12 protein-coding genes are annotated in these 12,349 nt (G+C 63.6%); 5 read left to right on the top strand and 7 right to left on the bottom strand.

The genetic code is table 11. From position 1 onward, the window contains the following. Positions 1 to 2: 2 nt before the first annotated feature. The gene (locus tag ACMCNM_RS17335) at positions 3 to 1,154 is read left to right on the top strand and encodes an acyl-CoA dehydrogenase family protein (protein ID WP_099429168.1); all 1,152 of its coding nucleotides are present in this window, start codon (positions 3 to 5) and stop codon (positions 1,152 to 1,154) included. 64 nt (positions 1,155 to 1,218) lie between these two features. Here ACMCNM_RS17335 and ACMCNM_RS17340 read toward each other — a convergent pair whose 3' ends face one another. Then, the gene (locus tag ACMCNM_RS17340) at positions 1,219 to 2,151 is read right to left on the bottom strand and encodes a LysR family transcriptional regulator (RefSeq protein WP_027593489.1); all 933 of its coding nucleotides are present in this window, start codon (positions 2,149 to 2,151) and stop codon (positions 1,219 to 1,221) included. Positions 2,152 to 2,276: 125 nt separating this feature from the next. On the opposite strand from ACMCNM_RS17340, the gene ACMCNM_RS17345 reads away from it, so the two are divergent. After that, positions 2,277 to 2,540 (top strand): DUF2790 domain-containing protein, encoded by a 264-nt coding sequence (locus ACMCNM_RS17345; RefSeq protein ID WP_186680092.1) that lies wholly within the window; start codon positions 2,277 to 2,279, stop codon positions 2,538 to 2,540. Position 2,541: 1 nt separating this feature from the next. On the opposite strand, the gene ACMCNM_RS17350 is transcribed toward ACMCNM_RS17345, so the two are convergent. From ACMCNM_RS17350 to mqo, 3 genes are all read right to left on the bottom strand, one after another. Continuing rightward, on the bottom strand, positions 2,542 to 3,237 hold the full coding sequence (locus tag ACMCNM_RS17350) for a tRNA (adenine(22)-N(1))-methyltransferase (protein WP_412765031.1): 696 nt from the start codon (positions 3,235 to 3,237) through the stop codon (positions 2,542 to 2,544). Between the two features lie 100 nt (positions 3,238 to 3,337). Continuing rightward, positions 3,338 to 4,384 (bottom strand): class I SAM-dependent methyltransferase, encoded by a 1,047-nt coding sequence (locus ACMCNM_RS17355; protein WP_027593492.1) that lies wholly within the window; start codon positions 4,382 to 4,384, stop codon positions 3,338 to 3,340. 276 nt (positions 4,385 to 4,660) lie between these two features. Further along, positions 4,661 to 6,241 (bottom strand): malate dehydrogenase (quinone), encoded by a 1,581-nt coding sequence (mqo, locus tag ACMCNM_RS17360; protein ID WP_412765032.1) that lies wholly within the window; start codon positions 6,239 to 6,241, stop codon positions 4,661 to 4,663. Positions 6,242 to 6,397: 156 nt separating this feature from the next. Between mqo and ACMCNM_RS17365 the strand changes: the two genes are divergently transcribed. Both ACMCNM_RS17365 and ACMCNM_RS17370 read left to right on the top strand, forming a co-directional pair. Continuing rightward, positions 6,398 to 7,618, top strand: a complete 1,221-nt coding sequence (locus ACMCNM_RS17365) for a putative DNA modification/repair radical SAM protein (RefSeq protein WP_412765033.1) — start codon at positions 6,398 to 6,400, stop codon at positions 7,616 to 7,618. After that, positions 7,609 to 8,475 (top strand): TIGR03915 family putative DNA repair protein, encoded by an 867-nt coding sequence (locus ACMCNM_RS17370; protein WP_412765034.1) that lies wholly within the window; start codon positions 7,609 to 7,611, stop codon positions 8,473 to 8,475. Before ACMCNM_RS17365 ends, ACMCNM_RS17370 begins: the two co-directional genes overlap by 10 nt. Positions 8,476 to 8,502: 27 nt before the next feature. Here the strand turns inward: ACMCNM_RS17370 and ACMCNM_RS17375 are convergent, their stop codons facing one another. The 3 genes from ACMCNM_RS17375 to ACMCNM_RS17385 all read right to left on the bottom strand — a co-directional run bounded on the left by ACMCNM_RS17375 (position 8,503) and on the right by ACMCNM_RS17385 (position 11,210). After that, complete coding sequence (locus ACMCNM_RS17375; RefSeq protein WP_412765035.1) at positions 8,503 to 9,474, bottom strand: biotin-dependent carboxyltransferase family protein; 972 nt, start codon at positions 9,472 to 9,474, stop codon at positions 8,503 to 8,505. Beyond that, a complete protein-coding gene (locus ACMCNM_RS17380; protein ID WP_027593497.1) occupies positions 9,471 to 10,358 on the bottom strand; it encodes a 5-oxoprolinase subunit B family protein in 888 nt (295 codons plus the stop codon). The genes ACMCNM_RS17375 and ACMCNM_RS17380 overlap by 4 nt, the downstream gene beginning before the upstream one ends. A gap of 93 nt (positions 10,359 to 10,451) precedes the next feature. Beyond that, complete coding sequence (locus tag ACMCNM_RS17385) at positions 10,452 to 11,210, bottom strand: 5-oxoprolinase subunit PxpA (RefSeq protein WP_412765934.1); 759 nt, start codon at positions 11,208 to 11,210, stop codon at positions 10,452 to 10,454. A gap of 120 nt (positions 11,211 to 11,330) precedes the next feature. On the opposite strand from ACMCNM_RS17385, the gene ACMCNM_RS17390 reads away from it, so the two are divergent. Further along, positions 11,331 to 12,248 (top strand): LysR family transcriptional regulator, encoded by a 918-nt coding sequence (locus tag ACMCNM_RS17390; RefSeq protein ID WP_027593499.1) that lies wholly within the window; start codon positions 11,331 to 11,333, stop codon positions 12,246 to 12,248. The last annotated feature ends 101 nt before the right edge of the window (positions 12,249 to 12,349 follow it).

A 12,349-nucleotide genomic window follows, 5' to 3' on the forward strand; every position in this document is an offset into this window, starting at 1 on the left:
AGATGCAAGACCTGGAACTGAGCGAAGAGCAGATCATGATCCGCGACATGGCCCGGGACTTTTCCCGTGGCGAAATCGCGCCCCATGCCCAGGCCTGGGAAAAAGCCGGCTGGATCGATGATGGCGTGGTCCGCAAGATGGGCGAGCTGGGGCTGCTCGGCATGGTGGTGCCTGAAGCCTTCGGCGGCAGCTACACCGATTACGTCGCCTACGCTCTGGCCGTGGAAGAAATCGCCGCTGGCTGCGGCGCCACCGGGGCGATGATGAGCATCCACAACTCGGTGGGCTGCGGCCCGTTGCTGGCTTATGGCACAGCCGAACAGCAACAGGCTTGGTTGCCACGCCTGGCCACGGGCGAGGTAATTGGCTGCTTCTGCCTGACCGAACCCCAGGCCGGCTCCGAGGCGCACAACCTGCGCACCCGTGCCGAACGCGTGGAGGGCGAATGGGTAATCAACGGGTCCAAGCAGTTCGTCAGCAATGCCCGCCGAGCAGGCCTGGCGATCGTCTTCGCGGTGACCGACCCGGAACTGGGCAAGAAAGGCCTGTCGGCCTTCCTGGTACCCACTGACAACCCTGGCTTCAAGGTTGACCGCAGCGAGCACAAGATGGGCATCCGCGCCTCTGATACCTGCGCGGTGACCTTCGACAACTGCCGCATCCCGGCTGCCAATATGCTCGGTGAGCGCGGCAAGGGCCTGGCCATCGCCTTGTCCAACCTCGAAGGTGGGCGTATCGGCATCGCCGCGCAGGCATTGGGTATCGCCCGCGCCGCGTTCGAAGCCGCGCTGGTCTACTCCCGTGATCGGGTGCAGTTCGGCAAGCCGATCAACGAACACCAGAGCATCGCCAACCTGCTGGCTGACATGCAGGTACAGGTGAATGCCGCACGCCTGCTGATCCTGCATGCAGCCCGCTTGCGCAGTGCCGGTAAGCCGTGCCTGTCGGAGGCTTCGCAGGCCAAGCTGTTCGCGTCGGAAATGGCCGAGCGGGTATGTTCCATGGCCATCCAGGTGCATGGTGGCTATGGCTACCTGGAGGATTACCCGGTGGAACGCTATTACCGCGACGCACGAATCACGCAGATCTACGAAGGCTCGAGCGAGATCCAGCGGATGCTGATTGCACGGGAGCTCAAGCACTATCCGCTGTAGCGAGTCGCCAAACCTGTGGGCGCCGGCAAGCCAGCCCCACAGGTTCCAGCTAAATCAGCCCGTTTCAGCGCCAATACCGCTCATCATCCACTATCCGCGCATGGGCCTCGAACAGCGCGGGTAGCTGTTCCTTGAGGTAGTCGATCCAGGTGCGCACCTTGGCATCCAAGTAGTGCCGCGACGGGTAGATCGCGTACAACGCACACTCGCGCAGGCGATACGGGGCCAGCAGCCGGCGCAAACGCCCCTGCTCGATGGCCTGGCTGGCGGTGTAGAACGGCAACAGCCCGATGCCCATGCCCAACTCGCTGGCCAGCAGCATGGCGTCGGCTACGTTGGTCAGGAAGCTGTCTCGCGGCGCGATCACGCACTGATCGACGCCTTGCGGGAATACCCAGTCGCCTTCATACATCGGATACGCCATGCGCAGGCAACGATGATCATGCAGGTCTTCCGGCCGCTCAGGCACCCCAAAGGTCTCCAGGTAGCTGGGCGCGGCACAGGGGATGCTGAAGATGTCGCCCAAGGGCACTGCGATCAATTGCGAGTCCGGCAAGGCCCCGTCCACGGTGATCACCACGTCATGCCCTTCAGCCAGCGGGTCGGGGTTGCGTTGGGACAGGGTCAATTCGACCACCACCTCAGGGCACAGCGCGTTGTAGCCCGCCACCAGCGGCATCAGCAGCAGGCCCAGGCCATGCGGGCAATGCAGGCGCAAGCGGCCACGGGGCGTGAGGTGCGCGCCGCGCGCTTCGCCCACGGCTTCTTCGGTCAATAACATGATTTGCCGGGCGCGCTCAAGAAAACGCTCGCCCGCCTCGCTCATGCGCAAACGGCGCGTAGTGCGGTGCAACAGACGGGTCTGTAGCTGATTCTCAAGCTCGGCAACGATGCGCGACACCTGCGCCGCTGAAATATCCAGGGCATTGGCAGCCGCCGCAAAGCTGCCGCACTCCACCACCCGGGTGAAGGTACGCATGGCATGCAGCATGTCCATGAGGGATGGGCTCCTTGTTCAATCTTATTCTTACGTTCAAGGCAGGAATCTATCACGGGTTAGCCCATTTATTGTGGATCACCAATGAATACATCATTGGTAAAACATTGAAAAAGGAACCTGCCATGAAACGTTCGATCGCTGTGCTTGCCGTTACCGCTGCCCTCGCCTCGTTCGGCGCCTTGGCTGACGCGGGCACTGACCAGCCTGTTGCCAGCAGCAACTACGAATACGGCATGCCGCTGGATGTGGCCAAAGTCATCTCCATCACCCCAGCCAGCAATGCAGCCGATTGCCAGGTTGGCACCGCGCACATGGTCTATGTCGACCATCAAGGCCACACCCGCGAAATCAACTACCGGGAAATGGGCAACTGCTCGCAGCAGTAAGTCAGGCCAATACCTGGTTGATCCAGGTGATTTGCCGGGCGAAATCGTCGCGCTTTTCCTGTGGGATTGCATCCCGGGCGCGTTCGAAGTTGGCCAACGTCTGCTGCTTCTGACGCAACATGCGCTGCCATTTGGTCATGAACGCTGGGCTTTTCTCGCGCATCAACAGTGGGCCGAAGTACAGTTCTTCGGCGGTATACGCCACTGCCTCACACGGTTCGGCGACGATGATTTCGTAGTCGAAGCGGTTCTCCCGCAGCAACTCTTCGCTGACGATGCGATAGCCATTGGTCATTAGCCAGCCCCGCAGCGCGCACTCGCCGCCATTGGGTTGCAGGATCAGGCGCTCGGTGCGGTTCAAGCGATGCTTGCCGCGTTCCAGAATTTCGCACAGGGTGTCGCCGCCCATGCCGCAGAGGCTGACGGCAGAGATCCGGTCATTTATTTCGATCGCCTCTAGCCCATCGGCCAAGCGAATGGTGATGCGTGCTTCCAAGCCATTGCGGCGCACATTGCGCTGAGCGGAGGCAAAGGGCGTCTGCGCCACTTCACCGGCCACGCCCGCTTCGATAGTGCCGCGCAGCATCAACGCTACCGGCAAGTAACCGTGGTCCGAGCCGATATCGGCCAGGCGCGCGCCGTGTGGCACATGCGCCGCCACGCGCTCCAGGCGCATGGAGAGTGTCTGTTCGTTCAACGTAAGCCCCTTGCTCGACAACCGGGCGCGATTCTGACGATCAGGGCGCGGCATTACAATGCGTAAAAGCCGAATGGCCCGGTTGCGGCAAGGGCAGCGGCTATTTACGCGCCTCCAGGATCAGGTTGAACGGTGTCTGCGTCGCACGCCGGAACCGGGTGAACCCCGCCTCTTCGAACACCGCCCGCAGCCGCGCCTCCCCGGCCTGGGCACCCAACCCCAACCCCACCTCCTGAGACAGCGAGTTCGGCGTGCAGATAAACGTCGACGCTGCGTAGAACAAGCGCCCTACCGGCGTCAGGTTGCCCTCCAGCGAGTCTTCGGCGTACGGTTCCACCAGCATCACCGTGCCGTCAGCCTTCAAGGCACGGTAGGCATGACGCGCCGCGCCCACCGGGTCACCCATGTCGTGCAGGCAATCGAAGAAACACACCAGGTCATGGTCGTGGCCGGGGTAGTCCTTAGCGGTGGCCTGCTGGAAATGCACCCGCGCGCCCAACCCCGCCTCTTCGGCGCGCTGGTTGGCGGTGGCGATGGATGGCCCGTGATAGTCGTAGCCAACAAAGGTCGATGCAGGAAACGCCTGGGCCATGACTAACGTCGAGGCGCCATGGCCACAGCCCACATCGGCCACCTTGGCGCCCGCTTGCAGTTTCGCCACTACCCCGTCCAGCGCCGGCAGCCACTCGGCCACCAGGAACGTCCGATAACCCGGCCGGAAGAACCGCTCGGTGCCGCTGAACATGCACGGGTGATGGTCGCCCCACGCCAGCCCGCCGTCGCCACGCATGGCCGCGACCAGCTTGTCTTTGTCGTGAAACAGCGCCGCCACCACTGCGGCGCCACCGGCCATGTAGGCCGGCGAGTCCTCCAGCGCCAGGGCCATGGCCTGTTCTTCGGGCAGCACGAAACTGCCCTTGTCATGCACCATGTAGCCCGACGCCGCCTGGGCATTGAGCCATTCGCGCACCAGGCGCGGGTGGCAACCGGTCTTGGCCGCGAGCGCGTCGGGGGTGGTCGGCAGGCTGTCGGCCATCGCCCGGTACAGCCCGAGCTCGTCGCCCAGAATGACATTGGCCAGGGTCGCCGCAGCGCCCATGTCACCCACCAGCTTGCCCATGAATTCGTGAAGCCGTGCCTCGTCCATGACCTGCCCTCCTCTGCAAGAAGGCCACCGTCGACGAGGGAAGTCCGGGTCCGAGGGGGCGGTGGTCCGGTGATTAATTCGCTCACCACGACATTCGCCGTGATGTGCTGTGTAAGTGTAGATGGACAACATTCAGCCAAGCGCAGCCTGCAGAGTGCGCGCGTTTTTGTAGGAGCAGCCTTGTGCTGCGAAGAGGCCTGTGCGGCAACAACATCCTCAATAGCCAGACCGGCCCTTTCGCAGCACAAGGCTGCTCCTACAGCGCATTCGGCCTGTTTACGGTACTGACGGTGGATTCAGCTGCAGCACCTCATTGGTATACGTCCACTCCTGCTGCACCCTGTCCGGGTGCTCGTTCAGGCGAATGCCGTAAGACGGCACGATCTGCTTGATCTTCGCTTGCCACTGCGGCGAGGCCACCTTGTCCTTGAACACCTTGTTCAACACATCGAGCATGATCGGCGGCGCGGTCGAGGCACCCGGTGAGGCCCCAAGCAGGCCGGCGATGCTGCCGTCCTTGGACGTGACCACTTCGGTACCCAGCTTGAGCACCCCACCCTGGGCCTCGTCCTTCTTGATGATCTGCACCCGCTGGCCGGCTTGCCACAGGCGCCAGTCTTCTTTCTTGGCCTCGGGGAAGTAGGTGCGCAGCGCTTCGAAGCGGTCATCGTCCGACTGCAAGACCTGTCCGACCAGGTACTGCACCAGATCGAACTCACGTACCCCTACCCTCACCATCGGCCAGGCGTTGTGAACACTGGCGCTGGCGAACAGGTCGAGCAACGAGCCCTGCTTGAGGAACTTGGTCGAGAAGGTAGCAAACGGCCCGAACAGGATCATGCGCTTGCCATCGAGGACACGGGTGTCCAGGTGCGGTACCGACATCGGCGGCGCGCCGGTTGCCGCAATGCCATAGGCCTTGGCCATGTGGCGCTGGGCAATGGCCGGGTTATCGGTGACCAGGAACGAACCACCGACCGGGAAGCCGGCATAGTCCTTGGCTTCATCGATGCCCGACTTCTGCAACAGGGGCAGCGCCGCGCCGCCGGCGCCGATGAACAGGAACTTGGCATCGGTGGCCGCCTGGCTGCCATCTTTCAGGTTCTTGTACTCGACATGCCATGAGCCGTCGTCGTTGCGGGTGATGTCCTGTACCTCGCTCGACAGCTTGAGGCCGAAGTTAGGCCGAGTCTGCAGGTAACCCACATACTGCCGAGTGATCTCGCCAAAGTTGACGTCGGTACCGATCGGCGTCCAGGTCACGGCCAGTTTCTGATTGGGGTCGCGGCCCTCCATCATCAAGGGCACCCATTTGCGGATCTGTTCGTGGTCTTCGGAATACTGCATGGGCTTGAACAGCGGGCTGGCTTGCAACGCCTCATAACGCTTCTTCAGGAAGCGAATGTTGTCGTCGCCCCAGACGAAGCTCATGTGCGGTGTGGTGTTGATAAAGGAATGGGGGTTCTTCAACACGCCCTGCTTGACCTGCCAAGCAAGGAATTGGCGGGTGATCTGGAATGACTCGTTGATCTCCACGGCCTTGCTGATGTCGATCTTGCCATCTTTTTCTGGCGTGTAGTTCAGCTCGGCCAAGGCCGAGTGGCCGGTACCGGCGTTGTTCCAGCCGTTGGAGCTTTCTTCGGCCACCTTGTCCAGGCGCTCGACCATCTCCATCGACCAGCCGGGCTCCAGCTCGTTGAGCCAGATAGCCAGGGTCGAACTCATGATGCCGCCGCCCACCAGCAGTACATCGACCTTTTTGGTTTCAGCGGCCTGGGCGTTGAGCATGACTGCGCCCAACCCCATGGCCAGCGCCAGGCCGGCCAGCGCCCGCTTCGCTTCGATCGTGATTGTCATGTCCTCTCCCGCGCGCCTCGTTGCTGTCCGTAAGTCCAGCACAAGCTTAGCTGACGGATTTACTCGGGCATTGATCCACCGCCTTCATCGATTGGGCTTGCAATCAGGGTATTCTCAAAATACTGTATGAATATTCAGTATTTCGAGTCAGCCGCCATGCAACTCATCGCCAAACTCGGCATTCTTGCCGACGCCGCCAAGTACGATGCTTCTTGCGCCAGCAGCGGTGCGCCCAAGCGTAGTTCGCGCGGCAGCGAAGGCCTGGGTGCCACCGATGGCATGGGCATTTGCCACAGCTATACCCCGGACGGGCGCTGCGTATCGCTGCTCAAGGTGTTGCTGACCAACTTCTGCCTCTACGATTGCCAGTACTGCGTCAACCGGCGCTCCAGCAACGTGCCGCGGGCGCGCTTTACCCCAGAAGAGGTGGTGCGCCTGACCCTCGACTTCTACCGGCGCAACTGCATCAGCGGCCTGTTTCTCAGTTCGGGCATCATCCGCTCGGCCGACTACACCATGGAGCAATTGATCCGCGTGGCACGCCTGCTGCGCGAGGAGCACAACTTCCGCGGCTACATCCACCTCAAGACCATCCCCGATGCCGACCCGCTGCTGATCGAAGAAGCCGGGCGCCTGGCAGACCGCCTGAGCGTCAACATCGAGTTACCGACCGACGCCAGCCTCAAGCGTCTGGCCCCTGAGAAACACGCGCACACCATCCGCCAGGCCATGGCGGTCATCCACCACGGCCAGCAAGCCGTGGCCAACGAACCCAAGGCGCCGCGCTTTACCCCGGCCGGGCAAAGCACCCAGGTCATCGTCGGCGCAGACGCCACCGACGACAGCACCCTGCTGCGCAATGCCGAGTCCTTGTACCAGGGCTACGGCCTCAAGCGCGTGTACTACTCGGCTTTCAGCCCGATCCCCGACAGCCCCGACAGTGTGCCCCTGGCAGCGCCGCCGCTGCTGCGGGAACACCGCCTGTACCAAGCCGACTTCCTGCTGCGTGGCTATGGCTACAAGGCCGGCGAACTGCTGGCGCAAAGCGGCAACCTGGCACTGGACATCGACCCGAAGCTTGCGTGGGCGCTGGCCAACCGTGAGGTCTTCCCGCTGGATGTGAACCGCGCCGAGCCAGCCCTGCTGGCACGCATCCCGGGCATCGGCCTGCGCAGCGTGCAGCGTTTGGTAGCGCTGCGACGAGAGCGGCGCGTCCGCTACGACGACCTGATTCAACTGCGCTGCGTGCTGGACAAAGCGCGCCCATTCATCGTCACCAGTGACTACCGCCCGGCCCAGGCCGAGCTGCGCAGCGGCCTGCTGCGCGAACGCCTGCGCGAACCCCAGGCACCGGTGCAAATGGGGTTATGGGGATGATCGCGCTCGACTGCGATGACAGCTTCGCCACCTGGCGTGACCAAGCCCGAACGCTGCTCGGCCATGGCATTGACCCAGCCGACGTCACCTGGTCACAAGGCCCGATCGATGATCTGCTGGCCATCCCTGCACCGCTGCCCCAAGGCCCCGGCCCGTTTCGCGGCAAAGTGCCGGCAGCGCTACTGAGCCAGCTGGAGCAGGCAGCCTGCTACCGCGGCGAGCAACGCTGGAACCTGCTGTACGAAGTGCTCTGGCGCGTGGCCCATGGTGACCGCACCGCGATGCTGGCCGGCGATCGCCTGGGCAGCGAATTGCACCGGCGCATCAAACAGGTCAGCCGTGAAGCCCATCACCTGCATGCCTTTGTACGCTTCGTGCCGCTACCCGAAGCGTTGGCGCAGCAGCTGCAACTGGACCTGGTCGCCTACTACGAACCCGCCCACGACATCCTGCACAGTGCCAGTGCGCATTTCGCCGACCGCCTGGGCCGGCAACGCTGGTTGATCGCCACCCCCGCCGACGCTATCCGCTTCGACGGCCAGGCCTTCGACTACCGGCGCACCTGCCCTGACGAGTGGCGGCAATGGGCACGCAATGCCGACGACCCCGGCGCCGAGCTGTGGCGCACCTACTATCGCCACACCTTCAACCCCGCCCGCCTCAACCCGGACGCGCTGCGCCTGCACATGCCGGGGCGGTTCTGGCGGCATTTGCCGGAAGGGATGCTGATACCCCAGCTCGAAGGCCTGGCACGCCAGGGTAAGCAGCGGGATGGGCAGGCGCTGGAGGTGGCTGCGCAGCGGGGAAAGCAAATAAACGAGAACGGCCAGAGAATACCGAAATCCTCTGACCGATAACGGGAAAGCAAGATCCGGCCCCAGCACTCAGCCAAACAGCCTGGCAACACACCCCAGCTTCTTCTTGTACGACCGCCGTGCCTCCAACGCCTGCTCCAGGCTCACCGGCAAAAACCGCGCCTGCTGATTAGGCTGCATCTGTCCGACCAGATCCAGGTCGGCACTGATCACGGTGCCGATCATGGCGTACCCGCCTCCGGACACCGCATCGCGGTGCAGAATGATCGGCTCCAGCCCCGCCGGCACCTGGATCGAGCCGATCGGGTAGCAGCTGTCGACGATGTTCGAGGGGTCCGAGCCGGCGCCAAACGGCTGCTCACGCTGCTGGAAACTCAATGGGCTACCGCCTTTGTAGCGGTAGCCGATTCGGTCTGCCTCGGAGCCGACGGTCCATGCCTCGGTAAAGAAGCGCTGCGCCGCTGCATCGGTCAGGCGATGGAAATACAAGCCTGGGACCACCCGCAACACCACCTCGCCACCCAGCGACTGTCGCAACGCCATCGGCAGGCTAGCGCCGGCGCGGGTCTTGCCGCTGGGCACACCGACCGGCAGCACATCGCCTGCCAGCAACTTTCGCCCATGGTGCCCACCCAAGGCCCCCAGCGCGTAAGTCGATCGGCTGCCGAGCACCTCGGGCACATCGATACCTCCGGCGACAGCCAGGTACGCCCGGGCACCTGCTGTGGGGAACCCGAAGCGCAACACCTGCCCTGCCCTGACCGCGAACGCGGTGTCAGGGCGCTGCTCACGGCCGTCGAGCAATGCCGGCATCTGCGCGCCGCACACCGCCACCAGCGCATCCTGCTGGAACTCAAGTTCTGGGCCCACCAGCGCGCATTCAAGCCCCGCAGCGCCTGCCGGGTTGCCGACCAGATGGTTGGCTGCGCTCAAAGCGTACTGGTCAAGCGCCCCGGAAGGCGGAATGCCCAGGTGGTAATAGCCCTCGCGACCGAGGTCCTGTACCGAGGTGGCCAGGCCGGGTTTGAGTACCTTGATCATGCCAGCACCTCCTGCAGCGTCTTGGGGTAGCCGACCGGGTCGGCGAGGAAGGCATCCAGGGAGAACGCCACCGGACGAATGCGCAGGTTGAAGCAACCGTCTTCCACATCCGCCACCGCCTGGTCATAGGCGCGGCGGTCGATCGGCTTGAACTGCACGATGTCACCCGGGCGGAAGAACACCATGTGCGCCTTGAGGTAGGCCAGTGTCTGCTGCGGGTCGTAGATCGGTGCCGGGGTGACGCCAAACATCTGGTAGCCTCCCGCCCCGCGCACCGAGTAGATGCAACCGAAGCACCCGCCATGGCCAAGGGTCAGCTTGGGCGTGTCGGTACGTGGGCGCAGGTACTTGGGCACCTGCAGTTGCCGCTCGCGCTCGACCATCTGGAACATGAACGGCAGGCCGGCGACGAAGCCAACCATCGACACGAACCAGGGTGCGCCGCTGTGGGCGGCGATGAACGCCTCGACATCGGCCAGGCCGTTGACGCGCGCCGCATACTCAAGGTCGGTGCTGCTCGGGTCCTGGTGGCGATCGCGAAAACGCATCAGGGTTTCGTGGGTCCAGGGGTCGTTGTACAGCACCGGGATTTCGATGATGCGGGTGTGCAGCGAGCGCTCGGCCACCGCCTCTGCCTCGGCGCCGCGTACGGCTTCGAGCAGGGCCTCGGGGGCAATACGGTCAGGGTCGAAGCGGATCTGGAACGACGCGTTGGCCAGGCACACGTCGAGGACGCCCTCCAGGCCAAGCCGCTCCACCGCGCGGGTGACGGCCATGCCTTTGAAAAAGGCCTCCAGCGACATGCTGTCACTGACTTCGGCAAACAGGTGCTCGTCGGCACCGAAGCTGTAGCGGATCGGGGTAGAAGCAACCGGCTCGGCCATGACTGTTCCTTTTCTTGGAATCTTTATAGAAAGGCAGGCGAAATCAAATCGATGCAGCGGCCCCGGCCTAGGTGCGCCAGGTGCCGGTAAAACTCAGCGTGGTGCACGCACCTCGATACCGGCCTGATCCAGCGCCTTGCGCGTTGCCTCGACCAGGTCGAGTGCGCCGGGGGTATCGCTGTGCAGGCAGATGGAATCGAACTTGATGGCCAGGTCCTGCCCCTCGACCGTGCGCACCAGGCCTTGCTGGCAAGCGCGCAGCACGCGCTCGGCGACGGCCTCGGGTTGGTAGCCGCGCACGTTGCGGGTGAACACGATGGAGCCGCTCATATCGTACTCGCGGTCGGCATAGAACTCGCGCACCACCGGCTGGCCCAGTTCTTCGGCAATACGGCAGATCACCGAGCCTGGCATGCAGTACAACAACAATTGCGGCTCGACCACGCGCAGGTTCTGCACCAGCAGCCGGGCCGCCACCTCATCGCGCGCCAGGTGCATGTACAACGCGCCGTGGGGCTTGATGTGCTGCAAGGTCACACCTTGCGCACGGGCGATTTCACGCAGCGCACCCAGTTGATACAGGATGTCGTCGACCAGCTCCTGGGCGGTGGCATTAATGTGCCGGCGGCCGAAACCGACCAGGTCACGAAAGCCTGGGTGTGCACCGACGCCCACGCCCAGCGCCTTAGCCCGCTCGACAGTGCGGCGCATGGTGCCGGGGTCGCCGGCATGGAAGCCGGTGGCGATGTTGGCCGAGCTGATAAAAGCCATCAGCTCGTTGTCGACGCCATCACCGATGGTCCACGGGCCGAAGCCCTCACCCATGTCCGAATTGAAATCCACCACCTGCATGAACGTATCTCCTGGCACTTGTGACTGCATGCAAGCCACGTTAGATTTTCCACACCCCCTTGGGAAGATCTATAAACAGATAGGGTGTCTTCTGAAAATCAGATACACCGGGAGCCAACCGTGTCATTGACCCTGCGCCAGGTCCGCTACTTCGTCGCCACTGCCGAGATCGGCCAGATTTCGCAGGCGGCGATCCACCTGAACATTTCCCAGTCGGCGGTGACCACCGCAATCAAGGAACTCGAAGCGATGCTCGGCGTGCTGCTGTTCCAGCGCTCGGCCCAGGGCATGAGCCTGACCGAGGCGGGCCGGCACTTTCTGAACCGCGCCTACGTGATTTTGCGCAGCGTCGACGATGCGCTGAACAGCCCGCTGCCAGACGTGCGCGCCAGCGGCCTGCTGCGCCTGGCGGCGAGCTATACGGTGATTGGCTACTTCTTGCCACACCACCTGCAACGCCTCGAACACTGGCACCCGGACGTGACCCTGGAAGTGCATGAGCAGGAGCGCAGCGCGATCGAGCAAGGGCTGCTGGAGGGGCGCTTCGACATGGCCGTGGTGCTCACCGCCAACCTCACCCACCCGGATATCGTCTCGGAAACCCTGTTCAACTCCGAGCGCCGGCTGTGGCTGCCCGGCCACCACCCGCTGTGCGAGCGCTCGGCGGTGAGCCTGGCCGATGTGGCCAGCGAACCGTTCATTCTGCTGACCGTGGACGAAGCCGAACAAAGTGCCATGCGTTACTGGGAGCAGGCCGGGCAGCGGCCCAGCGTGCGCGTGCGGACCAGCTCGGTGGAGGCCGTGCGCAGCATGGTTGCCAATGGCAGCGGCGTGGCGATCCTCTCCGACCTGGTGCACAGGCCATGGTCGCTGGAAGGCAAGCGGATCGAGACGGTGACCATCAGCGACCCGGTCACGCCGATGAGCGTGGGCCTGGCCTGGCATCGCGAGCGGGCGTTCAGCCCGGCGATGCAGGCGTTGCGCAACTACTTTCATGGTGCATTTCTGGCACCGCAGCAGTTGTCGGCGCGGCGTTGAACCGCTGGGTTGCCGACCTCACGGAATGCGCATCCCTGGGGCTGCTTCGCAGCCCTTTCGCGACGCAAGGCCGCTCCTACACACAAAACGCGCAGGAGGCG

This window comes from Pseudomonas sp. NGC7 (assembly GCF_047159675.1).
GTDB classification, from domain to species: domain Bacteria; phylum Pseudomonadota; class Gammaproteobacteria; order Pseudomonadales; family Pseudomonadaceae; genus Aquipseudomonas; species Aquipseudomonas kermanshahensis.